This is a genomic window from Paraburkholderia sp. SSBN10T (assembly GCF_056619545.1).
In genome coordinates, this window is sequence record NZ_JBWQQI010000007.1 from 327,256 (window position 1) to 352,447 (window position 25,192).

Below are 25,192 nucleotides of genomic sequence, written 5' to 3' on the forward strand. Positions count from 1 at the left end.
AACCCGACTCGCCCCCTCCCCGCCAGGGCAGCGGCAAGGAGTGGGCATCACACATCATGCAAACAGACCGCCGGAAATCAGGCCTGTGGAATTTCGATCTTGACCTCGAGCACTTCGAGGTCGTCCTGGCGCTCGAGACTGACGCGAATATCCTCATCGGAAATCTTCACGTACTTGGAAATCACGGCGACGAGTTCGCGTTGCAACGCAGGCAGGTAATCGGCAGGCGCATGGCCGCCGGCGCGCTCATGCGCGATGATCAACTGCAGGCGTTCCTTCGCTATTGACGCGGACTTCTTCTTCTCGCCCAACAAAAACGAAAGAATCGACATTACGTGCGCTCCTCTTACTTGGTGCCGAAGAGGCGCTGCAGGAGGCCTGGCTTCTGGTAATCGGTAAAGCGAAGCGACTTCTGCTCGCCGAGGAAACGCGACACGACATCCTTGTAGGCTTCAGCAACATCGGTACCGTCGAGGTGCACGGCCGGCAGGCCCTGGTTCGACGCATGCAGCACCGCTTCCGATTCCGGAATCACGCCGATCAGATCGATACGCAGGATTTCCTGAATGTCGGTGAGCGAGAGCATTTCGCCTTCGCTGACGCGCTTCGGGTTGTAGCGCGTGATCAGCAAGTGTTCCTTGATCGGCTCCTTGCCTTCGATCGCACGTTTGGTCTTCGACGACAGGATGCCGAGAATGCGGTCCGAGTCGCGCACCGAGGAGACTTCCGGGTTCGTCACGATCAGCGCTTCGTCGGCGAAGTGCATCGCCAGCAGCGCGCCCGATTCGATACCGGCCGGCGAATCGCAGACGATATATTCGAAGTCCATCGCGATCAGGTCGTTGATGACCTTTTCGACGCCTTCCATGGTCAGCGCGTCTTTGTCACGCGTTTGCGAGGCCGGCAGGATGAACAGGTTCTCGCACTTCTTGTCCTTGATCAGCGCCTGGTTCAGATTGGCCTCGCCCTGGATCACGTTGATCAGGTCGTACACCACCCGGCGTTCGCAGCCCATGATGAGGTCGAGGTTACGCAGGCCGACGTCGAAGTCGATCACGGCGGTTTTGCTGCCGCGCAACGCGAGGGCCGATGCAAAACTCGCGCTCGTGGTCGTCTTGCCCACGCCACCCTTGCCCGAAGTCACCACAATGATTTTTGCCATTACCCTTACCCTGTGTTCGTCAAATTCGTTCAAATAAGTCCGGCAGCCGCCCGTCTCGCGCACGCACCGCTCACGGCGCGCGCAACCGACGATCAGGTGAGCCGCAGTGGTTCAATCATCAACTTTTCTTCATCGAGCCAGATCTGCACCGGCTTGCCGAGCACGTCCGCCGGCAGCGGCGTCTCGGTGGTCCGGTAGATACCGGCGATCGAGATCAGTTCCGGCTCCAGACAGGTGCAGAAAATGCGCGCGTCATGGTTGCCGTGCACGCCGGCCAGCGCCCGGCCGCGCAACGGCGCGTAAATATGGATATTGCCTTCGGCGATCACTTCCGCGCCATAGCTGACGAGACCCAGCACCACCAGATCGCCTTTCGCGTAGATGCGTTGGCCGGAGCGCAACGGCTTGTCGATCACCGTGGTCTGCGATGAGGTGACGAGCTTCGCGGCGTCGCCAACCTGGGCGCCTTGAGCGCCCTGCGCGTCTGCGCCAGCTTCAAGCGCTGCGGACTCGGCGGCAGCAGCGGGTGCGTCGATCGGCAGTTCGCCCTGGGCCGGCGTAGCGGCCATAGTAGCCGCGCTACCCTCGCCCTCGGCGCCTTCGCCGCCCTCCGCGCCGGCCGGCCTGGCGCCCGCGCCGCGCCGGTCGCGCGCTTCGAGCAACGGCAAGGCGGACCCGGCTGCCCAGCTTTGCTGCGGGTTCGCCACCACGCCCACGGGGCGCATGCGCACGCTGTCGAGCAGCGCAGCGATCTCGGCGAGCGGCACGCGCTCGTCGTCGGCGAGGCGCCGCAGGTCAATGGCGACGACGTCGTTAGCGAAAAATTCGGGGGTCGCCTCGAAGCGCCGGGTCAGTTCGGCACGCATGGCGTCGAGGTCGGTCGTCTTGACCACGAACAGGAGCGTGTCGACACTGCCACTGCGGAGTTCGAAAAATGGCGATTTCTTGGGCGACATAGCGTTCGGCAAAAAATTTTGCGTATTTTACAGGCGTCCACGCGGGGAGCGAGTATTTTCGGCGACAGGAATAAAGGCCACGCCCCAGGCAGGGGTAGTGGACGCCGTAGCAGCGCAAGGGGAAAGGAAGCGGCGCCCGGCGGGACCGCTCGCCGGATCACTGGGCGGAGACTTTCGAGCCGGCCTGCACGTGGCGCACCAGCAGGCTTTCGGACTGGTCGGGCCAGCGCGCGGTACGGGCATGCTCGCCGGTCGGGCCGAAGCCGAGGCGCTCGTAAAAGCGCATCGCGTTACGGTTGGCGTCGGCCACCCAGGCGTAGATTTCCTGCGCGCCCTCGGCGGCCAGCCACTCGCTGGCGGTGTTGACGAGCAACTCGCCGCCACGCAGATGACGCACCGCCGGCGCGACCCAGAGTTCGCCGACAAACGCGCGGCGCACCACGGTGTCTTCGAAATGCGCTTCGATCAGACCGGCGGGATGGCCTTCGGTATAGAGGATGAACGAGGTGCACACCAGCGAGACCGCGTGGTCCGCAGCGGTGGCATCGAAGCTTGCGGCGTCGGCTGACAAGGCGTCCTCGAGCGTCTCGCCGAAGGCATAGGGCGCCTCGCGCAGCGACGCGGTACGGAGTTCGCGGAAAACTGCGCCCTGATCAGCGGCGATGCGGCGAACGGTCAATGACGGACTCATGCAGACGAAAACCCCTTGTAACACTAAGGCGTAGCTTTAACCGAACCGGCGCGCGAGTCAAATCCTTATTTCTCGATTTGTGCGCGGGCGGGCTTGACAGCGGCCATCCGGCGACCGCCCCGCAGCCGCCCGGAAGCCACCTGTCACCGGCCTTTTAAGGCGCCTCGTAGGGGCCTGTGCCGTCCGGCCAAGGCGTGAGCAGCTCGAAGCCGTCTTGCGTCACCGCCACCATATGCTCCCATTGCGCGGACAGCGAACGGTCCTTGGTGACCACGGTCCAGCCGTCGCGCAGGACCGACGTGCCGGCCCGTCCGGCGTTGATCATCGGCTCGATCGTGAACACCATGCCCGGCTTCAGGCGCACGCCCTGCCCTGGCTGACCGTAGTGCAGCACCTGCGGATCTTCGTGGTAGACCTTGCCGATGCCGTGCCCGCAGTAATCGCGCACGATCGAAAAGCCGTCGCGCTGCGCCGTCTTCTGGATCGCGTAACCGATATCGCCAAGCGTCGCGCCCGGCTTCACCTGGCGGATGCCGGCGACCATCGCCTCATAGGTGGTATCGATCAGCTGGCGCGCCACCGTGCTCGGCTGGCCCACGCAGTACATGCGGCTCGTGTCGCCGAAGTAGCCGTCCTTGATGACGGCCACGTCGATATTGACGATATCGCCGTCCTTGAGGATCTCGGACCGGTTCGGAATGCCGTGGCACACCACCTGGTTGACCGAGGTGCAGACCGTCTTCGGAAAACCCAGATAGCCCACGTTCGCCGGGATCGCTTTCTGCGTATTGACGATGTAGTCGTTGCACAACGCGTCGAGGTCGTCCGTCGAGACGCCGGCCTGCACGTGTTCGCCGATCATCGCGAGCACGTCGGCCGCGAGACGTCCGGCGATGCGCAGCGCGACGAGGTCCTCGGGGGTCTTGTAGGTAATGGCCATGGAATCGGAACTCGTTCGTGAACGCAAGGCGCTACAGCGGTGCGTTCGTGTGCGGAAGGCGAACCGGCGAGGTGCAAGGCGGCGCTGGGCGCCCGCACGAACCCCCTTCTCCGGTCGTCGATCAGGGAATTGTACAGAGGATGACAGAGGACGCCGTGCGAAGCCGGCTGACCGTCTTTTGTGAAACACGGGCCAGCGATATGACAAACCCTTCTCGGGCGATCTTTCTGCGCAGCATGATCAGGTCTGCAAAGTCCGCAAATAACCAAGCACACCTTATTGATGTATGGCGCAGAGCGGCGTCACTGCGACAAGTGTGCGGCCTCGCTCGATTGGAAACTCGGCAACATGCCATCCGCGAAACTGAATCCGCGGACGAAACCGCTGGCGGCGCGACAGGCGGCGACGCGCATTAGTCCCACATGTTCCGAAACGCAACGGCCACGATCACCGGGACGCACAGGACGAGTGGAATGGCGAAGTAAGGCACTTCCCGATCGACGAAGTAGCTGTAGACAAGCCAGCCGAGGCCAGCGCCGAGCGTTAGCAGCGCCACCAGCCACGTCAGGACGGTCAGCGTCCGGTTTGATAGCCGCTTACGCGGGCGTTGCTCGGTGGGGGGTGTGTTCATTGCTGCACCAGTGGGTCTTGTTGCGGGTCGCCGATGCGCCAATTTTACTCCGGTGAGCGAGTGGCGCACAGATTGGCAAGGACCCACAACGGCTCGCGCAATGACTCACACAACCAGGCACACAACCGCGCTCCAAGCCCCGTGATTTCTACCAGCTATCCGGGCATGCCGGCTCGGCTCTCACGGCGAATGGATCAGTCCCATTGCGATCGCCTTGACGACCGCTTGCGTCTTGTTGGTGGCGGCCAGCTTCAGCAGCACGTTGTTGACGTGAAAATTGACTGTCCGTTCTGAAATACTCAGGATCTGCCCGATCTCGTGCGACGTTTTTCCCTCGGCAGTCCAGCACAGTACCTCGCGCTCCCGCACGGTTAGGGTTGCGCGGCTTTCGGGTGCAAGCGTGGGCAGAACAAATCTGCTCATCAGCGTATGCGCCACATTCGCCAACCAGCTCATCGGCAGCGCGAGCGAATCGAGCTCGGTAGGCGTCAGCGCGCCAGTGCGACGCGACATGGTCAGGAGCCCGAACGCGCCTTGCGCGGCCCAGCTTGAATGTGCCACGCCCACCCTCAGGCCGAAATCGCGCGCATCGGACCACAGGCGCGCCGCGTCGTCGCGCGCCGCTTCCGGCCAGACGATCAGCTCCGTTCGACGCATACCTGCGCTGACTGTCGGGTCGATGTTCAGAAAGCCACTGGCCTGATAGTGCGCCATCCAGCCACGGGGGTAGGTATCGAAAATGGAAACGGCAGGTTTGGATACGGGTACTGGCAACCGGAGTCCATAACAGCAATATTCGAAGCCGATCTGCCTGGCAAAAGCGGCGACCTTCTGAAACAGTTGCGACTCATCCCTCGACATACGAAACTGCTCAAAGGCCTCGTGAAAACGCGGTTCCATTACTCTTCCTGTGGCGACATCAAATTGCTGTGGGGCCCGCATAGGCAACCAATCATACGGCGCCCCATGAAACAGCTTCCGGCATATCTTCATATCCGCAGTCGCGCCCTTCACGACGTCGCGGCTACGGTGGGCGAGTACCCTCTCGGCGCGAGGCTTGCGGAAATCAGGGAGTAAAGTATTGGCGCCGCTGATGCTGGTCCTGATGTGCCGGAAACATCGTGGCGTAGAACTCGGTCCAGCCACCCATGCGTACCCGCACAAGATCGTAACGCTCGGGATCCTGCACCGCGGCCTGGTACGTGGACAGGTCGGCGCAGGTGAGCGTGATCAGGTTGAGTACCGCCTGCCGCGAGGCCGTGTCACGGCCCTTGAGGTACACCGTCACGATCTGCCCGAACACGGCCCGCATCGGCAAACCGCGTTGCGCCCCTTCCAGCGTTGCGTCGATCGTCATTTCATTGTCTCCTTGTCTCCGTCTTGGCCTGCCAGGACCGATTCAATGATAGTCGAATATAAATTCAAATTATAAATATTCATTCCGCATTGGTATTCCCGGAACGCTATTTTTAATCGTCTGCCAGATTTATGTGTTTTGTATGCGCCATCGTTACAGCCGACGATCCCATGAATAATCCCCCAGATTATTCATAACCGGTCAATTACAGTCCGTCGAAAGAGCCGTGCTGCGCCGATGGCCCAGCGTTGCAGAGATCGCTGCAGAGGTGCAGAATACTGTATATACGGATTTGACGGCATGACTCGAAAGACAAACTGCACCCAAGGAAACCCGCGTCGATTGACGAATTGCTCCAATGCAGCGCACCATTTCAATCAATTGACATAAATTACGGAATGTTGCCCTGCGAATCACAGCGTTTGAAAGGCGCATGTCCGGCATACAGTCGATTATTTAAAATAATCACGTGCCGCGCCTGTGGATCGTCTTTATATTTTGACACCGCTCTTTCGAGTGTTTTACGTCACAGTCAAGCAGTCACCCGTCATGGAAACGCGATCTTCGGGGAGCGTCGCTCGCGACGGGTGGCGCGCCATGCTCCCCGATTGAGTGGCGCCGGAAGGCAGGCGTTCGCCCGGACACGCAGCCGCTGCCTACGGCCAGACTGAGCCTGCCAGCAACGGAAAGCTTCTCCGGTAAGCGGCAAGCCTGTTCTCATGGTCGTCTCGCTCCATGTTAATTATTTCGCCATCCGTATTGATTCAATGCGAAGCTGTACTTCTACTCGCGAACATACGAACGTCTCCCGCTGCACCGCACCGCCGGCAGCCTCGCTCACGACCATCAATTGTCGTAGCCGCCAATCGAGCGGATAACTGTCAAAGGTGACAGTAGCGGCTGCACACGCGCCCCGTTCGACCGGGCAGCGCTATCGAATCTCGCTTGCGCCGCCGGGTTTTCACCCGCCCCCACCTGTCAACCCTTCCAGTTACGGCTTGCTCCCGGCCAAGCTGTAATGACCAGGCGCAGAGGCTGTCTGCCATGCCTCGATGCCTCCGTCCGTCAGCAGACCCAGGCATCGAGCGTCCCGACCCGACTGCGCGTCGCACAGGGCAGCAACCGTCCGACAAGCTGTCACTCCAATCGGCCAGCACGAAGCCACACCGCCGTATCCGGGAACCCCGGCGTAGCAGGTTCACGAGGAATGAGCGTTTTCTCTCAAGGAGAAGCCATGACAAGCGAGACCAATAACGGGCAACAACGATGGGCGCGCGACTACGTATTCGATGCAATGCGCGAACTCGGCATCCATTTCATCTTCGGCGTGCCCGGCACCAATGAGATTCCGATCATCGACGGTACGTCTTATGCCGAGAATCAGGTCGAGTACATCGAGTGCCTGCACGAGAACATCGCGATGGGCGCCGCGATGGGTTCGGCACGGATGACCAACAAGCCCGGCGTCGTGGTCGTCCACGTGACACCCGGCATCGCGCACGCAATCGGCAACCTGTTCAACGCGTGGCGCTCGCAGGTGCCGCTCGTCATCCTCTGCTGTCAGCAGCAGAACGAACTGGTCACCCAGGAGCCGATTCTCGCCTCGGATCTCGTCGCGATTGCGCGGCAATATACGAAGTGGGCACATGAAGTACGTGCCGCCGAAGAATTGCCACTGGTTTTGCAGCGCGCATTCAAGGAAGCGATCGCTCCGCCGAACGGCCCGGTGTTCGTTTCGATCCCGTGGGAATTCACGATGCGCAAAATCGGCGACGCGGATCGCTTGCCGGGCATTACACAGATCGCACCGCGCTTCACGGCCGACGCGGCTGCGATCGGTCAGGCCGCTGCGCTGCTCGCGCAGGCGAAAAACCCGCTGATCGTCGGCGGCGACGCAGTCGGCTATGCCAGTGCATGGCCGGAGTTGCAACAGCTCGCCGAGCTGATCGGCGCCCCCGTGCTGCTGCAAACCTTCAGCAGCGTGGCCAATTTCCCCAACGACGACTACCACTGGCAAGGCGAACTGCCCGGCACCCAGGCCGGCGTGCAGCAAACCTTCGCCAAGCACGACGTTGCGTTCCTGGTGGGATTCAGCAACCAGGCGCAGGTCACGATCTTCAAGTATTCGGACGGCCCGCTCATCCCACCCCACGTCCAGCAGGTCTACCTGAGCAACAACACCTGGGACCTCGGGAAAAACTACTACGGCGAAGCCGCGTTGTTCGGCGACATCAAAGCCACACTACCGCTGATCAACGATCTCGTGCGCCAGCACCAGCCGAACGGTGCGAGCGCGCGCAACGCGCGGCTACGCGAACTTGACGCCGAGCGCCGGGTCCAGTGGGATCGGTACCTCGCGCAGGCCATGCAGCAGGAAGAAATCTGGGCGGTGGTGGTGGCCAACGCGCTGCGCCATGAAATCCTGGCGCGCGGCCTCGACAAGAAGTTCGTGTATGTCCACGAGGCCGTGTCCGATCCCGCGCCGTTCCAGTACCTGCTGCCGTTGGGTACCGAGGGCGCCGCGCCGATCAGCTACTACTGCGTCGGCGGCGGCTCGCTTGGCTGGTCGATGCCCGCGTCGCTCGGCATCAAGCTCGAACAGAGCGGCTGGCAAGGTATCGACATCAGCCTCGTCGTCAACGCCGTGGGCGACGGCTCCTCGCTGTTCTACCCGCAGACGTGGTGGACCGCCGGCCACCACGGGCTCGGCGTCCTCTACATCATCACCAACAATCACGAGTACCACACCTTGCAGCTCGGCTTGCAGCAGGTGATCGGCGCGTACGGCTCAGCGCCGGGATACGGCTGGAAACCCAAAACCGACAACCCCGAATATCTGCGCATCCACCGGCCGGCGCCTGACTTCGTGTCGCTTGCCCAGGCCTTCGGCGACCTCGAGGGCGAGATCGTCCGGCATCCGGAGAACGTTCGCGCTGCCGTACGGCGAGGCATCGACTACGTCCTGCAGCAGCGTCGACCGTACATCCTCGACATGCGAACCGCCGGCGACCCGCCGCCCACGCCTCCGACCGAGGAAACCCGCACCGCGTCGCTGCGCCGTTATCTCGAGCAGCCGCCGCTCGACGTGTTCCACCGCGAGTCGCTGATGAGGTTGGCGGCGAACGGCGAAGACGGTCCGACGCCGAATCTGCCCGTGATCTTCTGATATCGCGCGCCGCTGCGCGCGGCCCGGCGCCGCGCGCGTGATGAACAACGAGCTCACTCAATACCACCGGAAGCACCGCTGGAAATCATCCGCAACAGGAGGACTGGAGATCATGGCTGACGAAAACATCGATATCGCCGTCATCGGCGCCGGAGTCTCGGGCGTCTACAGTGCGTGGCGCCTCAAGCAGGCCAACACGAACAGCAAGGTCGTGGTCTTTGAAGCCAGTGACCGAATCGGTGGGCGGCTGCTGTCCGTGCGGCCACCCGACATTCCGGACATGGTCGCGGAGCTCGGCGGCATGCGCATCCTGCCCGCCGTGCAGCCGTTGATTGCCCAATTGATCGAGACGCTGAACCACATCGTGCCGCCGGCCGAGAAGATCGAACTCTACGACTTCCCGGTTGACGAACCGATCAACCTGGCCTACCTGCGCGGCGTCTATCTGCGGCTCGCGGATTTCACCAAAGAGCCGCACAAGGTGCCGTACCAGCTATCGTTCCTCGATCGCGGCGAAACCGCAGGCAGCATCATCATCAACGCAATCGAGCAGATCGTACCCGGCATCACAGCGCCACACCTGAGCGAAGACGAGCGTCGACAGATGGCACAGCGGGCAAGCTTCGCCGGCGAGCCGCTCTACAAGCAAGGCTTCTGGAACGTGCTGCTGCGCGTGATCAATAGCGAGGCATACCAGCTCGGCGTCGACGCGGGCGGCTACAACTCGACGCTGACCAACTGGAACGCTGCCGACGCGATTCCCTGGTATCTGTCCGACTTCGGCGTCAACGCTCGGTACAAAGGTTTCTCGAAGGGCTTCCAGGAAGTGCCGAAGATGGTGGCCAATCTGTTCATGCAGGCAGGCGGCGAGGTGCGGCTGGGAGCGTCGGTGTCCGGGCTCGAATGGGTCGACGGCGCCTTCGAGTTCCAGGCACATGGCAAACGGGTCCGCGCGCGGCAAGCGATCCTCGCGATGCCGCGCCGCTCGATCGACCTGCTGGGGCAAACCAGCCCACTGCTGCAGGAAATCCAGGGACTTACGTCGAGCGTGACGCCGCGACCGCTGTTCAAGCTGTTCACGACCTACAACAACCCGTGGTGGCGGGCGTCGGGATACACGCGGACCAACGCCTCCGGAACCTCGGAGTTCGTCCCGGTCGAGGCGGGGCGCTCCGTCACGGACCTGCCCGTGCGCCAGGTTTACTACTGGCCGAAGTCCAACGGCAAACCCAAGACCGCGGGGCCGTCGATGCTGCTGGCCAGCTATGACGACGGTAACAACATCGGCTTCTGGGATGGATTGCGCCCGCAGCGTCGCCAGTCGCGACAGGGCAATCACGAGGCCCCGGTGCTGGCGGATCCGTTCATCGGCATGGATAGCGACCGGGCCGAGGGATTGGAATGGTCGGGATATCGGGCACCGCGGCGGATGGTAGCCGAAGCCGCACGGCAGTTGGCCACCGTGCACGGCTTGTCGTACACGCCGGAGGTGCGTAACGCGGCCTTCCGGGACTGGGGCGACGATCCGTATGGCGGCGGGTGGAATAGCTGGAACATCGGGGTCAAGAGCTGGGAGGTCAAACAGCAAATCGTGCAGCCGCTTGCCAACCGGCCGCTGTTCATCTGCGGCGAGGCTTATTCGGATGCGCAGGGCTGGGTCGAAGGCGCATTGCAGACAGCGGATCTGCTGCTGAAGAAGTTCGGGATCGAGCCGTTACGCTAGGAGCACAACGGGCACGGGATGGATGCGGGACCGCGGCGGCGCTTACGGCACGGCTCGCGTCCCGTGTCCGCTGGGCAAGACATGGTGCATTTCGTAGAAGCGGACGTCACCGCGGGAAGGCAGCGTGAACGGCGCTGCCGGGGCGACGAACTCCAGCGACTCGTAAAACGTTCGCGCCGACTCTCTCGCGGTGCACCAGGCAAGTTGCCCGCCTTGCTTTTGCACGTGATCGAGGCACATGTTGACCAGCAGCCTGCCAAGTCCGTGTCCCCGCAAGCCTGGTTCGACGGCGACGCCGCGCAAGCGCCATTGGGTGTCGCTAGTGGCTCCGCTTAGCGCCTCACGGCACACGGTCGCAACAGCGACGATTCGTTCGTTCTGATGGACCGCCAGGTGCAAGGTCGAAGCCTCCCCGTCACCGCGAAAGCGGCAGGACTCCGAATGCCCGTCCAGCAGAACTGCGCCTCGTAGCGGATACACCCGTTCAGCCGGAACGGAGCGGACCGAAAAAAGCATGGAATGGTGGGACATGATTCGAGGATACCTACGCTGCGATGTCGAGAGATTCAGTTCCCGATAGCCGTCCGCAGCACTGCGAAACCACAACCGGCCGGCATCGAAAATGTTAAACGGAACAAACTTACCGGGTCTGCCGAAACAGCGCAATACCACTCGGCAAACTTCGCGAACCGCGGTCAATCGTCCTGTTAGATCTGACAGGTGTGCGGCGAACCGTCATGCGCTACTCTCGCCGGATCCTGAATATCGAGCAGGTCATTAGCTCTACTGAGATCTCAGATGATGGAAAACGACTCATCCGATACCCAGATCGCATACACCCAGATCCGTTCGCGAATTCTCGACGGCCGGCTGGCGCCCGATCATCCGGTATCGCCCCGCAACATGGCTAACGAGCTGATGCTCGGACATACACCGGTGCGTTCGGCAATACAACGTCTGGTCGTCGAGGGCCTGGTGAAGGTGGTGCCGCGCAAAGGCACTTACGTCGCCGCGCCGACCACGAACGATTTGCGCGAGATTTTCGAGGTGCGCCTCGCACTGGAAAGTACTGCCGCCTACCTGGCCGCGCTCAACGGGGCAACCGATGGACTGACCCGAGTGGTCGTCCAGTTGCAGCAACTCCTCGCTGACGAAGCGATTGACCTGATGAACGAGCAGCGCACCGGCTGGGCGTTCCATCACGAGATGTTTGCCGCTTCGCGTAACGAGCGCTTGCTGGCGACATACAAGGGACTACGCGCACAAACCGGTTTGGCGCTCAACGAACTGCGTCGCAGCGATGCCGCTACCGTTCGCCGCGGCACCCTGGAGCACCTCAACATTTACAACGCAATAGCGGCGCAAGAGCCGGAAGAAGCACGACGTCATATGTGGAATCACATTGTGGATGGAACCGATGCACGGATCCAGATTATTCGAGGCCAACATGAAACCCCAAACTAGAAAAATCTCCGTTCCGATACAGATGCTGGCTGCCCTGGTGTTAGGGGTGCTGACCGGACTTCTTGCCCCGGGTGTGGGCGGCAAGATTGCCTTTCTCGTCACGATTTTTGGGCATGCGATCAAGATGGTCGTGATGCCGCTCATTTTGCTGTCCGTCACCGTCGGCGTGTTCAAGATGGGCGTGGAACGCGGACGTCTCGGAAAAACCGCGGTGCTATGCATCGGATTCTTTCTCGTGATGACGCTGTTTTCAAGCGTCCTCGGTCTCGGGCTGAACATGTTCTTCCGGCCCGGTCTTGGGGCAGGTCTCGCCCAGACTGCCGCGATGCCCGCGGATCTGGCTCACGGCATCGACTGGACGCAATTCCTGGTCGAGCTGGTGCCCGCCAACATCGTGGCGGCGCTCGCCGCGGGCAATTCATTGCCGGTGCTGGTCTTCGGCGTACTGTTAGGCTCCGCGCTCTCGGCCGTAGAGGAGCAGGCCGCGCCCCTCGTCGCCGTGCTGGAGTCCATGCTGGCCGCGCTCTTCAAAATGACGCAGTGGATCGTAGGACTCTCGCCGCTCGCCATTTTCGCGGGGATGGCGGCGTTGCTGGCGTCAAAGGGTTTGGCCGGCATCGCGCCGTTGCTCAAACTGCTCGGCGTGGCCTATCTCGGCATGGCGATTCTCGCCTTGGTACTCAGCCTGATTGTCAGGCTGATGGGCCTGTCGCCTGTCGCGCTCATCAAGCACGTAAGCGAACCGCTGATTCTCGCCTTCACCACGCGTTCGTCGGAAATCACGTTTCCGGTTCATCTGAAAAAGCTGAACGAAATCGGCGTTCCGTCCCCTGTCGCCTCGACTATCCTGCCGCTATCGTATGTATTCAATCGCGACGGCGCCGTGCTCTATACCGCTCTGGCCGTCGGTTACATGGGGGATGCCTATCACCTGGCCTGGACATGGTCGCTGATGTTGACGGTTGTCGTGCTGGCGATTGTCACGATCGATGGTGCCGCGAGCGTGCCTTCCGGTGCGGTTGTCGCCATCACCGTGATCCTGTCCGCAGTCGGCTTGCCTGCTGAGGCCGTCGTGCTGATCCTCGGGATCGACGCCTTCTTCGACATGGGCCGAACCGCCCTGAATGTCTACGGCAGTACTGTTGCGACGGTGGTCGCGATGCGTGTCTCGGGTGAACTCCGCCCGCGTTCGAATCAGGTACTGGCGAGAGAACCATCCCGCGGCGTCATTGGGTGAAGTTCCCATTTGCGTCGCGCTGGACGGATACATAAGCGGTTGATGCAGGTGTTGCGAGCACCGGCATCAACCTGACCACGGAAGCTTTAACGCGAGAATCCCCATGGCTGCCGCTATTCTAAGACAACATCGGCGTCACGAAGCCGTGTTTGGCTTCGCGCCCCCTGCGTGCTCAATACAAACTGGTGCAAAGCAGCACCCAGACCCGGCGGACCACGGACTTGCCGTGCCGCGAGACTGCGGGATCGCTACACCACCGCTTGCATCGGTCGTACAGGGCGCCGATCCTGCGGCAAAGCAAACGCATTTCGTTTGTAGCGACGACCGTGCGCTACCGCTTTATGGCTCAATGAAAGATGCGCCAGAGGGACTCTATCTCGGCTTGCTCCATGGACGTAACAACCTCCATACTCACCTGGACAAGCTTGGTTACCCAGGCCCCGCCATCGGTCCGCTGCGTCACGTCAGGACCTCGTATGCCGCGCATCTCTACCTGCGCTTCGCCGATTGGAAAACGACAAGACTGTTCTTTCCGGATGCGTGCGCGACGCCAATCCAGGATTCCGTTATCGGTCTACAGGACGAAATCGTCATCGATATCGTGGACAGCACCATTCCGTATGATGGACGGTTCTTCGGCGACTGGATGGTCTTTTACCACGGCACGTGCGTCGGCGAACCGCACGCACGATGCGGTTGAATAGCAGAGGCACAAAGGAAAAAAGCCCCGCAGAACTTCTTCTGCGGGGCTTTTTAGAATTCTGGCGGAAAGGGTGGGATTCGAACCCACGGTACAGCATAACTGTACACCGGATTTCGAGTCCGGCGCATTCGACCACTCTGCCACCTTTCCGGCATTGTCGACGCACAGCAAGTACTACGCTGCGCCATCTACACCAAGCGGGTCGCTGCTTGGCGAAGCGAAGATTATAGAACAGTTGAAACAGGTTTCCAAGCCCCTTTTCACAAAATCTGCACAGCAGACTCGGAACCCCGCGACACAACCTCAGCCAGCCGACACTTCCAGCCGCTCCATTCCGCCGACGTACGGACGCAGCGCCACCGGCACCGTCACCGAGCCGTCGGCATTCTGGAAATTCTCCAGCACAGCGACGAGCGTGCGGCCCACGGCCAGCCCCGAACCGTTCAGCGTATGCACGAGTTCCGGCTTGCCTTGGGCGTTGCGATAACGCGCCTGCATGCGGCGCGCCTGGAACGTCTCGGTATTCGAGCAGCTCGAAATTTCGCGGTAGGTGTTCTGCGCGGGCAACCAGACCTCGAGGTCATAGGTCTTCGTCGCGGAAAAGCCCATGTCGCCCGTGCACAGCGTGATCACGCGATACGGCAACTCGAGCTTCTGCAGAATCGTCTCAGCGTGCCCAACCATCTGCTCGAGTGCGTCGTACGAGGTTTCCGGTGCAACGATCTGCACCATTTCAACCTTGTCGAACTGATGCTGGCGAATCATCCCGCGGGTATCGCGGCCATACGAGCCCGCTTCCGAGCGGAAGCACGGCGAATGCGCGGTCAGCTTGATCGGCAACGCCTCCGCTTCGACGATGCTCTCGCGCACCGTATTGGTCAGCGAGATCTCCGAGGTGGAGATCAGATACTGCGTCACCGTATTCTCGGCGCCGCCCTTCTCCACACGGAACATGTCGTCGGCGAATTTCGGCAACTGGCCAGTGCCGTACAGGATCTCGGGATTGACGATGTACGGCGTATAGACTTCCGTATAGCCGTGCTGCAGCGTGTGCGTGTCGATCATGAACTGCGCGAGCCCGCGATGCAGACGCGCAATCTGTCCGCGCAGCATCGTGAAGCGGGCGCCGGAGAGCTTCGCACCCGTCTCGAAATCGAGGCCGAGCGGCGTGCCGACATCCACATGATCCTTTACCTCGAAGTCGAACTGGCGCGGCGTGCCCCAGCGGCGCACTTCGACGTTATCGGCTTCGCTCTGGCCGGTCGGCACGCTTTCGTGCGGCAGGTTCGGCATGCCGAGCATCAGGTCGGACAAGCGGTTCTGGATCTCTTCGAGCTGAACCGCCGAGGCCTTCATCTCGTCGCCCAGACCGCCCACTTCGGCCATCACCGCCGAGGTATCCTCTCCGCGCCCTTTCATCGCGCCGATCTGTTTCGACAGGCTGTTGCGGCGGGCCTGCAGCTCTTCGGTACGGGTTTGAACGGCGCGGCGTTCCGCTTCGAGAGCGGTGAAAGCCGCCACATCGAGGGTATAGCCGCGGTCGGCGAGGCGCCTGGCGACGCCGTCGAGGTCTTTGCGCAGCAACTGGATGTCGAGCATGGGTTGGGGCGGAAGTTCGTTGTGTGAAGCTGGGATTTTAACGCACCGGCGCAAGCCGCCGGCGCGTTGCAGGCTCAGTTCTTTTTCGGCTTGTTCTCGCTGCGCCATTGCGCGTCGAGTTCGGCCAGACGCGCCAGCTTCTCGCCGATCTTGCCTTCGAGGCCGCGCGGCGTCGGTTCATACCAGTGCGGCTCGCGCATGCCGTCGGGCAGATAGGTCTCGCCTGCGGCGTACGCATCCGGTTCGTCGTGCGCGTAACGATATTCGTGACCGTAGCCGAGCTCTTTCATCAGCTTCGTCGGCGCGTTGCGCAGATGCACCGGCACCCCGCGCGACTGGTCCTTGCTGACAAAGCGCCGCGCCTCGTTGTACGCCATATAGCCCGCATTCGACTTCGGCGCCACCGCGAGGTAGATCAGTGCCTGGGCCAGCGCGAGTTCGCCTTCGGGCGTGCCGAGGCGCTCGTAGGTTTCGGCGGCATCGAGCGTGATGCGGGCTGCGCGCGGATCGGCGAGGCCGATGTCTTCCCAGGCCATTCGCACGATGCGGCGCGCCAGATAACGCGGGTCCGCGCCGCCGTCGAGCATCCGGCAGAACCAGTACAAGGCGCCGTCCGGATTGCTGCCGCGCACGGACTTATGCAGCGCACTGATCTGATCGTAGAAGGCGTCGCCGCCCTTGTCGAAGCGCCGCAGGTTTTCCGCGAGCGCGCTGCCGAGCAACGCGCCGTCGATCTCGGTGGTTTTCTGCTGCGCCGCGGCCCGCGCGACGATTTCGAGGTTGTTGAGCAGCTTGCGGCCGTCACCGTCGGCGGAACCGATCAGCGCATCGCGCGCTTCGTCCGTAAACGTCAGGCCGCCGAGTTCCTTCTGCGCGCGCTCGAGCAGTTCGCGCTGTTCGTCGTCATCGAGACTCTTCAGCACGTAGACCGCCGCCCGCGACAGCAACGCGCTGTTCACCTCGAACGACGGATTTTCGGTCGTCGCGCCGACAAACACAAACAGCCCCGATTCGACGTGCGGAAGAAAAGCGTCCTGCTGGCTCTTGTTGAAGCGATGCACTTCATCGACGAACACCAGCGTCTGGTGTCCATGCGCGCGATGCACTTGCGCGGTCTCGACGGCTTCGCGGATATCCTTCACCCCCGAGAGCACCGCCGACAAAGCGATGAACTCGGCGTGAAAGGCGTCGGCCATGAGCCGCGCGAGCGTGGTCTTGCCGACGCCGGGCGGACCCCAGAGAATCATCGAATGGGCCTCGCCGGACTCGAAAGCGACCCGTAACGGCTTGTTCGGACCCAGCAGATGCTTCTGGCCGATTACTTCATCGATATTGCGCGGGCGCAGACGCTCAGCGAGTGGGACGTTGGCACGGGTTTCTTCAAACATGGCGTTTTGTGGATAATCTCGGCTTTCCGGCATGGCTCGGCCACCTTACGCGAGCCCAGCACGACGCGCGCCCGGCCAACGAAAGAACCGGCGCGCAGGCTGCGGCACGGTCCTGCATTATGACAGTGACGGCGCCGTGACGAGCCAGCCGTGCGCACAAGCGAAGATAAGCGAAGATTCGCGACCAAACAGGAACAAAACCAGATGGCACAATATCCACTCGCCGGCGACGCCGGTTCCACCTACGCACCGCTCACGCCGGTGCCCGACGCACGCCGCGCGTTTCGTACCGGCGACGCCTTCGCGCTGTGGTTCTCGCTAGGCATCGGCCTGCTGGTCGCCCAGGCGGGTGCCCTGCTGGTGCCCGGGCTCTCGCTGCCGCATGCGCTGGCGGCCGTCGGTATCGGCAGTGTGATCGGTGTGGTACTGCTCGCGCTCGCCGGGGTGATCGGCACGGATACCGGCCTTGCCGCCATGTCGTCGCTGCGGCCCACGCTCGGCGTGCGCGGCGCGTCCGTGCCCGCCGTCCTCAACGCGGTGCAACTGGTCGGCTGGGGCTCGTTCGAAGTGATCGTGATGCGCGACTCCGCCGACGCGCTCGCCCAGCAGGCCTTCCACCTGTCAATGCCGCTCATCTGGACGATCGTCTTCGGCCTGCTCGCAACGCTGCTTGCGATCAGCGGCCCGCTGTCGTTCGTGCGGCGCTTTTTGCGGACCTGGGGTATCTGGCTGCTGCTGGCAGGGGCCGCGTGGCTATCGTGGAATCTGCTGGCGAGGCATGACCTGGCGGCGCTCATGCGCCGTCCGGGCACCGGCGAGATGTCGTTCGGCGGCGCCATCGATCTGGTCGTCGCGATGCCGTTGTCATGGCTGCCGCTGATCGCCGACTACACGCGCTTCGGCCGCCGTGCCGGCGAATCGTTCCGCGGCACGTTGCTCGGTTACGGGATTGCGAATATCTGGTTTTACGCACTCGGCGCAATCTACGGCCTCGCGGCAGGCGGCGGCGATGCGTTGCTGACCGGCGCGCTGGCGCAAGCGGGCGGCGGCCTCGCCTTGCTGCTGATCCTGATCGACGAAGTGGACAACGCCTTCGCCGATATCCACTCGGCGGCCGTCTCGACCGGCACGTTCTGGACCCGTGCAACGGTGCCGCTGCTGTCGGCGGCGTTTGGTGCGCTGTGCACGGCGATCGCGCTGCTTATACCGATGGCGAAATACCAGAACTTCCTGCTGCTGATCGGCTCCGTGTTCGCGCCGCTGTTCGGCGTCGTGCTGGTAGACCACTTCATCGTGCGCAAGCGCCGCATCGAAGCGGCCGCGCTCGCCGACCCGCAAGGCCGCTACGGCTTCTCGGGCGGGTGGCATCTGAGCGCTTTCATCTCCTGGGCGATCGGGATCGGCGCCTATCAGGCCATCAACCAATGGCTGCCGAATCTCGGCGCGACGCTGCCCGCTCTGGCCATCGGCGCACTGTGCTATTTCGCCATGGTGTCGGTGCGCAAAACCGCTTACGCGTAACACGACATGACTCGGCGGCCCGCGCAATGCGGGCCGCCGCGGGCTACTGTCCGCTCCGCCCTCGCATCGCTTGCGCCTGCGTCCGCAGCGCTTCCCCTCGATATTTCGTTTGGCTTATAACTTCCGTTGAGGGGCGTTTCTATTGCAGAAGGACCGCCTGCATGATGTAGTTACTATCTGGCACGGTCATTTGCGAGATAGATTCACTCCCATCTCATTATTTTAGAAAATAGATCCCTAGCGCATTTCGAGCGTGCCTCCATCCAATCTGGTTGTCAGTTGACAACCAGATTTAACGCATTTATGATGAGGCCATTGATGATTCGAGGGACGCATTCAAAGAAGGAAGTAGAAGACGCATTGGCCTATGCCGAAGCATCCGGTTGGCGCGTCAAGAGCGGTGGCAAAGGGCACGCCTGGGGAAAAATGTACTGTCCGTACAACGACTCGGAGTGCCGGTGCGGAGAGTTCTGCATCACCAGTGTCTGGAGCACACCCAGGAATCCAGGAAATCACGCCCGGCTTCTCAGAAGGGTGGTCGACAATTGCACGGCACATCGGCATAAGCGTGCGCCGCAAGGCACACGCCAGCACGCCGGCAAGCAGGAGTAAATAATGGAATACGACTTCACGCTGAAATACCAGTTGGCTGCAGAAGACTGCGACCACGACGAAATTGTCGAACGTCTCGCTGAAGCAGGATGCGACGACGCAACCATCGGCATCGGGCTGCCGGGGCGCATCGCGCTCGTCTTCGCTCGGGAAGGTTCCAGCGCACTTCAGGCGCTGATGAGCGCCCTCGAGGACGTGAAGCGCGCCGTGCCTACCGCCCGCCTCGTCGAAGCCGCGCCGGATTTCGTGGGCCTCACGGACGTCGCCGACGTCGCCGGCGTCTCGCGTCAGAACATGCGCAAGCTGATGCTCAGCCACGCTGCCGACTTCCCGATCCCTGTTCATGAGGGCAACCCGTCGGTCTGGCATTTGTGGGACGTCCTCACGTGGTTGAACACGCGCGGTGGCTACGACATCAAGCCGGACGTCCTCGAGGTGGCGAAATCCGCCAAGCAGGTCAACCTGGCGAAAGAAGCGCGCGAACTCGAGCCGCAGGTCAATCTCCAGCTCGAAGACCTGATTGCATAAGGCCTCGGCAACCTTCAGCGCTTTGCAGGACGGTATTCCACACCCGGCAATACACAAAGCAGTTCGAATGCGAGATTAGCGCCCAACAATGCGGTCGTTCCAAATGGATCGTATGGCGGCGCAACCTCGACCAGATCGCATCCCACAATGTTCAGGCCGCGCGAGCCGCGAATGATTTCCAGCGCTTGCGGCACGGTCAAGCCGGCAATCTCAGGCGTGCCGGTGCCGGGCGCAAACGCCGGATCGATCCCGTCAATATCGAACGTGATGTACACCGGCGCATCGCCCATCCGTTCGCGCACGCGCGACATGAGCGGCGCGAGCGACTGGTTCCAGCACGCCTCGGCCTGCACCACCTCGAAACCCTGGTCGCGGCACCAGTCGAAGTCTTCCGCTTCGTAACCGGTACCGCGCAGCCCGATCTGCACAACGCGCTCGCAATCGAGCAGGCCCTCTTCCACCGCCCGGCGGAAAGGCGTGCCGTGCGCGATCTTCTCCCCCATCATCGTGTCGTTGACGTCCGCATGCGCGTCGACGTGAATCAGCCCAACCTTGCCGTACTTGCGGTGAATCGCACGCAGAATCGGCAGGGTGATGGTGTGATCGCCGCCGAGCGTGAGCGGCTTCGTGCCGTGCTGGAGAATCTCGTCGTAGGCGGTTTCAATACGCGCGATCGAATCGGGCAGGTTGTACGGATTGATCGCGACGTCGCCGACATCGGCCACTTGCAGCGAATCGAACGGCGCCGCGCGCGTGGCCATGTTGTAGGGACGCAGCAGCACCGATTCGCTGCGGATCTGCCGCGGCCCAAAACGCGCACCGGTACGGTTCGAGGTGCCGAGGTCGAACGGCACGCCCACGAAGCAGGCATCCAGTCCTTGTGCCGAGCCAACATTCGGCAAGCGCATCATCGTTGCGATACCGCCGCAGCGGGGCATCGCATTGCCGGATAACGGCTGGGGACGTTCGGTGAGGTCGGGTGAAACGAAAGAAGAGGTATTCATCGTGTCTCAGCAATGAAAAAGGTTGCCAGCAAAGACCGTTTTGAATTGGCCGATTCGCTGGAACAATTCTCATTTTTGAGCACTTTGTATCAATATAAAATGGCGATGGAATAAACTTCACATCGATCCATAGCGATGTATCCACCTCCATGTTCTCGCAACTCACCGATCTCGACCTGCGCCTGATCCGCGTTTTCCTCGCGATCGTCGACGCCGGCGGTGTCTCGCCGGCGCAGGCGACGCTGAACGTTGGGCAATCGACGATCAGCACCCAGCTTGCGACGCTGGAAACACGTCTCGGCTACCGGCTGTGCGAGCGCGGCCGCGGCGGCTTCAGCCTGACGGCGCGCGGCGAACAGTTCATCGAGGCGGCGCGGGCGCTGCTAGCCGCCGTCGATACCTTCGGAATGCAGGCGCGCAATGTAGGCCGCAAGCTGGTCGGCACGCTCGACATCGGTATGATCGGACACACGCCCGTGTCGGCGAGCGCGCGCATCAGCAGTGCGATCGGACGGTTTCGCACGCGCGACCAATCCGTGCGGTTTTCGATTCTGGTGCGCTCACCCGGCGAGCTGGAAGAACTGCTGCTTAACGGGCGGATTCAGGTCGGGATCGGTTATTTCTGGCACCGGGTGCCGTCGCTCGAGTACACGGAGGTGTTCGCCGAGGATCAGTTCGCGTATTGCGCCAACGGACACCCTCTGTTCGGGCGGGCCGGCGAGGTCGCACCTGCAGAAGCCGCCCAGCATGAATGGGCGTGGCGCAGCTATCCGCTGCCCGAGGCCGAGAGTTCGACGACGCCGCAAAACGTAACGGCCGTGGCCGACAACATGGAGGCGGTCGCGATGCTCGTGCTCTCGGGTCATCACCTCGGCTATCTGCCTGGGCATTTCGCGGCGCCGTACGTGAAGGAAGGCTTGCTGGCCGCCTTGAACCCGGCGCAGATGAAATACCGGGTGGCGTTCCACATGGTCACACGGGCGCGGCAGCATCGCACCGATATCGTCGAAGCGTTTATCGACGATATGAAAGCCGCGCATCCTCCCCGCGACGCTGAAGCCGACGAATAACGCGCACTATGGCGCACTAGCGGGCATCGGCGCGCACCCACGCGTAGAAACCGGCGCCCAACAATAGAAAAGGCCGCGCAAAACCTGCGCGGCCTCGTGCCCAACCCGCTCATGCCCTAGCAGCCAAACCCGGCGCTCAGCCGTTGATCACGTCGGCACCCTTCGGCACCGTGAACTTGAACGCATCCGCGGGAAGCGGCGGATTCTTCTGAATGTTCGAGAACGTCAACAAGGTCACGTTGCCGAATACGTCGTGCAGTTCCATGGCTTGCAGATTGCCATCGCGAAAGCCGATGCCGACGCTTTGGAACTGCGTGTCTTTCGCCTTCGGAATCAGTTCGAGCCAGTCGATGCCCGCCTTCACGCCGGCGTCGCGCAGCGTGAAGTTCTTGTCGAGATCGTTGCTGCCGAACAGGATCGCCGCCGGGCTCGCGCCCAGTGCGCCGCCGAGGGCACGCACGGTCACCTGATTCAAGTCCTTGTCGTAGACGTAGAGCTTGTCGCCGTCGGCCTGCAACACCTGTTCATAAGGCTTCTGATACGACCAGATGAACTTGCCCGGACGCGCGAACACAAAGGTGCCGCTCGAAGTGGCGCTTTTCGGCATGATCTGTGCGGCGTCGCTTGCGCTTTGCGCCTTGCTCGGTGCACGCACTTCCTGCTGCACGAAATCGCCGCGCGCCGAATGGACTTGTGCGACAAACGCCTTCAACTGCTCGGTGCCGCTTGCGAACGCCTGCTGTGCGACCAGCAGCGATGCACCGATCGCCACGCTGCCCAAGCCGCGTGCCAGCGTTCGAACCAGATGACCAAAGCGGCCGAAATGGGCACGGTGCCCGGCGTATTGCTGCATATTTTTCTCCGTGAATTGAATCGGACCGAGGTCAGATGCGGCGCGACGCTGGGTAAGCGTCACCGCCTGTCTAGGTTGGATGGGTCGCCCTGGCGGCTGCCGGGAAAGGCCGGGTCTCAGAACCGCAGGCTCAGCAGAGCGCTTCCGAAGCGGGTGCCACGAAATCATCGTTGCGACGCCTAATCGGCCTCCCGCGCAGGCGTCAGAATCTCGCGATTGCCGTTCGACGACATCGCCGACACCAGCCCGGATTGCTCCATCTGCTCGAGCAGACGGGCAGCGCGGTTGTAACCGATCCGCAAATGACGCTGCACCAGCGAAATCGACGCACGGCGATTCTTGATGACGACTTCCACCGCCTGATCGTATAGAGGGTCCGACTCGCCACCGCCTGCACCGGTTCCCTCGGCACCCGCGGAACCTTCGTCGCCATCGCTGGTAACGCCGCCTTCGAGGATGCCCTCGATATAGTTCGGCTCGCCCTGCTCCCTGAGCTTGTCGACGACGCGGTGCACCTCTTCGTCGGAGACGAACGCGCCATGCACGCGCACCGGCAAGCCGCTGCCGGGCGGCAGATAGAGCATATCGCCCATGCCGAGCAGCGATTCCGCGCCCTGCTGGTCGAGAATGGTGCGCGAGTCGATCTTCGACGACACCTGGAAGGCCATCCGCGTCGGCACGTTGGCCTTGATCAGGCCCGTGATGACGTCGACGGAAGGCCGCTGCGTCGCCAGAATCAGGTGGATGCCGGCCGCGCGAGCCTTCTGCGCGATCCGCGCGATCAGCTCTTCGACCTTCTTGCCGACCACCATCATCAGGTCGGCCAGTTCGTCGATCACGACCACGATGTTCGGCAAACGCGTGAGCGGTTCCGGATCGTCCGGCGTCAGGCTGAACGGATTCGGCAGCTTTTCCTCGCGCTTGGCGGCTTCGTCGATCTTGTTGTTGTAGCCGGCGAGGTTGCGCACGCCAAGCTTGCTCATCAGCTTGTAGCGGCGCTCCATTTCGGCGACCGCCCAGTTCAACGCGTGACCGGCCTGGCGCATGTCCGTGACGACCGGGCACAGCAAGTGAGGAATACCTTCGTAGACGCTCATTTCGAGCATCTTCGGATCGATCAGGATCATCCGGACCTGCTCGGCGCTCGCCTTGTAGAGCAGCGACAGGATCATCGCGTTGATCCCCACCGACTTGCCCGAACCGGTCGTACCCGCCACCAGCAGGTGAGGCATCTTGGCGAGGTCGGCGCACACCGGCTTGCCGCCGATGTCCTTGCCGAGGCCCATGGTCAGCGGCGAGGCGGCATCGGCATAGACAGCCGAGCCGAGAATCTCCGAGAGGCTCACGGTCTGACGGCGCTGGTTCGGCAACTCCAGCGCCATGAAATTCTTGCCTGGGATGGTTTCGACCACGCGAATCGACACCAGCGACAGCGAACGCGCCAGATCCTTGGCCAGGTTGACGATCTGGCTGCCCTTCACGCCGGTGGCCGGCTCGATTTCGTAGCGCGTGACGACCGGGCCCGGATAGGCGGCGACCACGCTTACTTCGACGCCGAAATCCTTCAGCTTTTTCTCGATCAGGCGCGAGGTGAATTCGAGCGTATCGGGTGAAATGGTTTCCTGCGCAGCGGGCGCGGCGTCGAGCAACGAAATGGGCGGCAGCGTGGAATCGCCCGGCAGATCGGTGAAGAGCGGCACCTGGCGCTCTTTCTCAACGCGCTCGGACTTGGCCGGCGTGAGCACCGGCGGCACGATCATGACAGGCTCGTGCTCTTCGATGCGCACGCGCCCTTGCTCCACCTTGCCTTCGCGCTTGACGGCGGCGGCCTCGCCCAGTTTGCGGTCACGGCCGGCTTCGCGGCGCAGGCGCGCAAAGGTGACGGCGGAAATGATCGACTCACCGACCCGCTCCGCCACGGAAAGCCAGGAAAAGCGGAAATACAGCGACAAGCCGATGCCGAGCGCCAGCAGCAGCGCGAGCGTGCCGCCCGTGAAGCCGAGCGCGTGCGAAACGCCGCGCGCCACGGCTTCGCCGATCACGCCGCCGGGCGCACGCGGCAGTTGCACCTTGAGGGACCACATCCGCAGCGCCTCGATGCCATCGCTCGCGAGCAGCACCAGCACGAAGGCGAAAATCTCGGCGAGCCAGCTCGCGTCACGCGGCTTGTCCTCCGGCTGCGTCTCGTGACGGGTAATACGGCGGTAATTGGCCGAAATGCTGCGGCCGAGCAGCACCACCCACCAGTAGGCGGACAGGCCGAACAGGAGCAACAGGATGTCGGAAGTCCAGGCGCCGACGCGGCCGGCCCAGTTGGCGATGCGGTCGACCTGCGCAGCGTGCGTCCAGCTCGGATCGTGCCGGCTGTAGCTGACAAGCGCCATCAGCAGGAAAACGCCGAGCGCGACCTGCAGGATCCAGCGGATTTCTGTGAAGAGGCGCGACATGCGGTGCGGCAATGCCTGCGCGCTCGCGGAATAAGGAGCTTTTGCCATTGATCCTGTTGCGGGTGTGGCCAATCAGCGGCCAAATGCGCGGCCCCAAGCGGTGCTGGGCGCCCGGTCGTGGCCGCCGGGTCGTTCGATCC

Annotated in this window: 23 protein-coding genes and 1 tRNA gene; 9 read left to right on the plus strand and 15 right to left on the minus strand. The window is 62.4% G+C overall.

Annotated elements, in window-relative coordinates; translation table 11 throughout:
• Nucleotides 1-77 precede the first annotated feature (77 nt).
• The 8 genes from minE to AC1ECK_RS14205 all read right to left on the minus strand — a co-directional run bounded on the left by minE (nt 78) and on the right by AC1ECK_RS14205 (nt 5,737).
• Nucleotides 78-332: a cell division topological specificity factor MinE gene (gene minE, locus AC1ECK_RS14170; RefSeq protein ID WP_074263652.1), complete on the minus strand. Its 255-nt coding sequence runs from the start codon at nt 330-332 to the stop codon at nt 78-80.
• 14 nt (nt 333-346) lie between these two features.
• Nucleotides 347-1,162, minus strand: a complete 816-nt coding sequence (gene minD / locus AC1ECK_RS14175) for a septum site-determining protein MinD (protein ID WP_007175863.1) — start codon at nt 1,160-1,162, stop codon at nt 347-349.
• Nucleotides 1,163-1,254: 92 nt separating this feature from the next.
• Nucleotides 1,255-2,118 carry a septum site-determining protein MinC gene (minC, locus tag AC1ECK_RS14180; protein WP_480320032.1) on the minus strand — a complete coding sequence of 288 codons (864 nt, stop codon included), beginning with the start codon at nt 2,116-2,118 and terminating at the stop codon, nt 1,255-1,257.
• Between the two features lie 157 nt (nt 2,119-2,275).
• Nucleotides 2,276-2,809 carry a GNAT family N-acetyltransferase gene (locus tag AC1ECK_RS14185; RefSeq protein WP_480320034.1) on the minus strand — a complete coding sequence of 178 codons (534 nt, stop codon included), beginning with the start codon at nt 2,807-2,809 and terminating at the stop codon, nt 2,276-2,278.
• 154 nt (nt 2,810-2,963) lie between these two features.
• Entirely contained in the window at nt 2,964-3,749 is a 786-nt protein-coding gene (map, locus tag AC1ECK_RS14190; RefSeq protein WP_480320036.1) for a type I methionyl aminopeptidase, read from the minus strand.
• Nucleotides 3,750-4,161: 412 nt separating this feature from the next.
• Nucleotides 4,162-4,380, minus strand: coding sequence for a hypothetical protein (locus AC1ECK_RS14195; RefSeq protein ID WP_480320038.1), 219 nt, complete (start codon nt 4,378-4,380; stop codon nt 4,162-4,164).
• Between the two features lie 180 nt (nt 4,381-4,560).
• Nucleotides 4,561-5,280 (minus strand): autoinducer binding domain-containing protein, encoded by a 720-nt coding sequence (locus AC1ECK_RS14200; protein WP_480320148.1) that lies wholly within the window; start codon nt 5,278-5,280, stop codon nt 4,561-4,563.
• A gap of 166 nt (nt 5,281-5,446) precedes the next feature.
• Nucleotides 5,447-5,737: a hypothetical protein gene (locus tag AC1ECK_RS14205; protein WP_480320040.1), complete on the minus strand. Its 291-nt coding sequence runs from the start codon at nt 5,735-5,737 to the stop codon at nt 5,447-5,449.
• A gap of 1,234 nt (nt 5,738-6,971) precedes the next feature.
• Here AC1ECK_RS14205 and AC1ECK_RS14210 point away from each other — a divergent pair.
• Both AC1ECK_RS14210 and AC1ECK_RS14215 read left to right on the plus strand, forming a co-directional pair.
• A complete protein-coding gene (locus AC1ECK_RS14210; protein ID WP_480320043.1) occupies nt 6,972-8,903 on the plus strand; it encodes a thiamine pyrophosphate-binding protein in 1,932 nt (643 codons plus the stop codon).
• 112 nt (nt 8,904-9,015) lie between these two features.
• On the plus strand, nt 9,016-10,626 hold the full coding sequence (locus tag AC1ECK_RS14215) for a flavin monoamine oxidase family protein (RefSeq protein WP_480320046.1): 1,611 nt from the start codon (nt 9,016-9,018) through the stop codon (nt 10,624-10,626).
• Between the two features lie 42 nt (nt 10,627-10,668).
• Here AC1ECK_RS14215 and AC1ECK_RS14220 read toward each other — a convergent pair whose 3' ends face one another.
• Entirely contained in the window at nt 10,669-11,157 is a 489-nt protein-coding gene (locus AC1ECK_RS14220) for a GNAT family N-acetyltransferase (protein ID WP_480320048.1), read from the minus strand.
• 270 nt (nt 11,158-11,427) lie between these two features.
• Between AC1ECK_RS14220 and AC1ECK_RS14225 the strand changes: the two genes are divergently transcribed.
• The 3 genes from AC1ECK_RS14225 (at nt 11,428) to AC1ECK_RS14235 (ending at nt 14,027) form a co-directional block, all read left to right on the plus strand.
• Entirely contained in the window at nt 11,428-12,090 is a 663-nt protein-coding gene (locus tag AC1ECK_RS14225) for a GntR family transcriptional regulator (protein WP_480320150.1), read from the plus strand.
• A complete protein-coding gene (locus AC1ECK_RS14230; RefSeq protein WP_480320051.1) occupies nt 12,074-13,327 on the plus strand; it encodes a dicarboxylate/amino acid:cation symporter in 1,254 nt (417 codons plus the stop codon). The genes AC1ECK_RS14225 and AC1ECK_RS14230 overlap by 17 nt, the downstream gene beginning before the upstream one ends.
• Nucleotides 13,328-13,430: 103 nt before the next feature.
• Complete coding sequence (locus tag AC1ECK_RS14235; protein ID WP_480320053.1) at nt 13,431-14,027, plus strand: hypothetical protein; 597 nt, start codon at nt 13,431-13,433, stop codon at nt 14,025-14,027.
• 62 nt (nt 14,028-14,089) lie between these two features.
• Here the strand turns inward: AC1ECK_RS14235 and AC1ECK_RS14240 are convergent.
• The 3 genes from AC1ECK_RS14240 to AC1ECK_RS14250 all read right to left on the minus strand — a co-directional run bounded on the left by AC1ECK_RS14240 (nt 14,090) and on the right by AC1ECK_RS14250 (nt 17,017).
• Nucleotides 14,090-14,180, minus strand: a tRNA-Ser gene (locus tag AC1ECK_RS14240).
• Between the two features lie 153 nt (nt 14,181-14,333).
• On the minus strand, nt 14,334-15,629 hold the full coding sequence (serS, locus tag AC1ECK_RS14245; RefSeq protein ID WP_480320055.1) for a serine--tRNA ligase: 1,296 nt from the start codon (nt 15,627-15,629) through the stop codon (nt 14,334-14,336).
• Between the two features lie 74 nt (nt 15,630-15,703).
• A complete protein-coding gene (locus AC1ECK_RS14250) occupies nt 15,704-17,017 on the minus strand; it encodes a replication-associated recombination protein A (protein WP_480320056.1) in 1,314 nt (437 codons plus the stop codon).
• A 204-nt stretch (nt 17,018-17,221) separates the two neighbouring features.
• On the opposite strand from AC1ECK_RS14250, the gene cytX reads away from it, so the two are divergent.
• The 3 genes from cytX to AC1ECK_RS14265 all read left to right on the plus strand — a co-directional run bounded on the left by cytX (nt 17,222) and on the right by AC1ECK_RS14265 (nt 19,678).
• The gene (gene cytX, locus AC1ECK_RS14255; RefSeq protein ID WP_480320058.1) at nt 17,222-18,538 is read left to right on the plus strand and encodes a putative hydroxymethylpyrimidine transporter CytX; all 1,317 of its coding nucleotides are present in this window, start codon (nt 17,222-17,224) and stop codon (nt 18,536-18,538) included.
• Nucleotides 18,539-18,856: 318 nt separating this feature from the next.
• A complete protein-coding gene (locus AC1ECK_RS14260; protein ID WP_480320060.1) occupies nt 18,857-19,150 on the plus strand; it encodes a hypothetical protein in 294 nt (97 codons plus the stop codon).
• 3 nt (nt 19,151-19,153) lie between these two features.
• Nucleotides 19,154-19,678, plus strand: coding sequence for a helix-turn-helix transcriptional regulator (locus AC1ECK_RS14265; protein WP_480320062.1), 525 nt, complete (start codon nt 19,154-19,156; stop codon nt 19,676-19,678).
• Between the two features lie 14 nt (nt 19,679-19,692).
• On the opposite strand, the gene speB is transcribed toward AC1ECK_RS14265, so the two are convergent.
• Nucleotides 19,693-20,682 (minus strand): agmatinase, encoded by a 990-nt coding sequence (gene speB, locus AC1ECK_RS14270; RefSeq protein ID WP_480320064.1) that lies wholly within the window; start codon nt 20,680-20,682, stop codon nt 19,693-19,695.
• Between the two features lie 149 nt (nt 20,683-20,831).
• Between speB and AC1ECK_RS14275 the strand changes: the two genes are divergently transcribed.
• Nucleotides 20,832-21,752 carry a LysR family transcriptional regulator gene (locus AC1ECK_RS14275; protein WP_480320066.1) on the plus strand — a complete coding sequence of 307 codons (921 nt, stop codon included), beginning with the start codon at nt 20,832-20,834 and terminating at the stop codon, nt 21,750-21,752.
• A 136-nt stretch (nt 21,753-21,888) separates the two neighbouring features.
• On the opposite strand, the gene lolA is transcribed toward AC1ECK_RS14275, so the two are convergent.
• Both lolA and AC1ECK_RS14285 read right to left on the minus strand, forming a co-directional pair.
• Nucleotides 21,889-22,605 (minus strand): outer membrane lipoprotein chaperone LolA, encoded by a 717-nt coding sequence (gene lolA / locus AC1ECK_RS14280; protein WP_480320068.1) that lies wholly within the window; start codon nt 22,603-22,605, stop codon nt 21,889-21,891.
• A gap of 179 nt (nt 22,606-22,784) precedes the next feature.
• Nucleotides 22,785-25,100, minus strand: a complete 2,316-nt coding sequence (locus AC1ECK_RS14285; protein WP_480320070.1) for a DNA translocase FtsK — start codon at nt 25,098-25,100, stop codon at nt 22,785-22,787.
• Between the last annotated feature and the right edge of the window lie 92 nt (nt 25,101-25,192).

Bases quoted from the DNA above. Each gene is read 5' to 3' on its own strand.
- minE (WP_074263652.1), bottom strand. From the start codon at position 332: ATGTCGATTCTTTCGTTTTTGTTGGGCGAGAAGAAGAAGTCCGCGTCA.
- minD (WP_007175863.1), bottom strand. From the start codon at position 1,162: ATGGCAAAAATCATTGTGGTGACTTCGGGCAAGGGTGGCGTGGGCAAG.
- minC (WP_480320032.1), bottom strand. From the start codon at position 2,118: ATGTCGCCCAAGAAATCGCCATTTTTCGAACTCCGCAGTGGCAGTGTC.
- AC1ECK_RS14185 (WP_480320034.1), bottom strand. From the start codon at position 2,809: ATGAGTCCGTCATTGACCGTTCGCCGCATCGCCGCTGATCAGGGCGCA.
- map (WP_480320036.1), bottom strand. From the start codon at position 3,749: ATGGCCATTACCTACAAGACCCCCGAGGACCTCGTCGCGCTGCGCATC.
- AC1ECK_RS14195 (WP_480320038.1), bottom strand. From the start codon at position 4,380: ATGAACACACCCCCCACCGAGCAACGCCCGCGTAAGCGGCTATCAAAC.
- AC1ECK_RS14200 (WP_480320148.1), bottom strand. From the start codon at position 5,280: ATGGAACCGCGTTTTCACGAGGCCTTTGAGCAGTTTCGTATGTCGAGG.
- AC1ECK_RS14205 (WP_480320040.1), bottom strand. From the start codon at position 5,737: ATGACGATCGACGCAACGCTGGAAGGGGCGCAACGCGGTTTGCCGATG.
- AC1ECK_RS14210 (WP_480320043.1), top strand. From the start codon at position 6,972: ATGACAAGCGAGACCAATAACGGGCAACAACGATGGGCGCGCGACTAC.
- AC1ECK_RS14215 (WP_480320046.1), top strand. From the start codon at position 9,016: ATGGCTGACGAAAACATCGATATCGCCGTCATCGGCGCCGGAGTCTCG.
- AC1ECK_RS14220 (WP_480320048.1), bottom strand. From the start codon at position 11,157: ATGTCCCACCATTCCATGCTTTTTTCGGTCCGCTCCGTTCCGGCTGAA.
- AC1ECK_RS14225 (WP_480320150.1), top strand. From the start codon at position 11,428: ATGGAAAACGACTCATCCGATACCCAGATCGCATACACCCAGATCCGT.
- AC1ECK_RS14230 (WP_480320051.1), top strand. From the start codon at position 12,074: ATGAAACCCCAAACTAGAAAAATCTCCGTTCCGATACAGATGCTGGCT.
- AC1ECK_RS14235 (WP_480320053.1), top strand. From the start codon at position 13,431: ATGGCTGCCGCTATTCTAAGACAACATCGGCGTCACGAAGCCGTGTTT.
- serS (WP_480320055.1), bottom strand. From the start codon at position 15,629: ATGCTCGACATCCAGTTGCTGCGCAAAGACCTCGACGGCGTCGCCAGG.
- AC1ECK_RS14250 (WP_480320056.1), bottom strand. From the start codon at position 17,017: ATGTTTGAAGAAACCCGTGCCAACGTCCCACTCGCTGAGCGTCTGCGC.
- cytX (WP_480320058.1), top strand. From the start codon at position 17,222: ATGGCACAATATCCACTCGCCGGCGACGCCGGTTCCACCTACGCACCG.
- AC1ECK_RS14260 (WP_480320060.1), top strand. From the start codon at position 18,857: ATGATTCGAGGGACGCATTCAAAGAAGGAAGTAGAAGACGCATTGGCC.
- AC1ECK_RS14265 (WP_480320062.1), top strand. From the start codon at position 19,154: ATGGAATACGACTTCACGCTGAAATACCAGTTGGCTGCAGAAGACTGC.
- speB (WP_480320064.1), bottom strand. From the start codon at position 20,682: ATGAATACCTCTTCTTTCGTTTCACCCGACCTCACCGAACGTCCCCAG.
- AC1ECK_RS14275 (WP_480320066.1), top strand. From the start codon at position 20,832: ATGTTCTCGCAACTCACCGATCTCGACCTGCGCCTGATCCGCGTTTTC.
- lolA (WP_480320068.1), bottom strand. From the start codon at position 22,605: ATGCAGCAATACGCCGGGCACCGTGCCCATTTCGGCCGCTTTGGTCAT.
- AC1ECK_RS14285 (WP_480320070.1), bottom strand. From the start codon at position 25,100: ATGGCAAAAGCTCCTTATTCCGCGAGCGCGCAGGCATTGCCGCACCGC.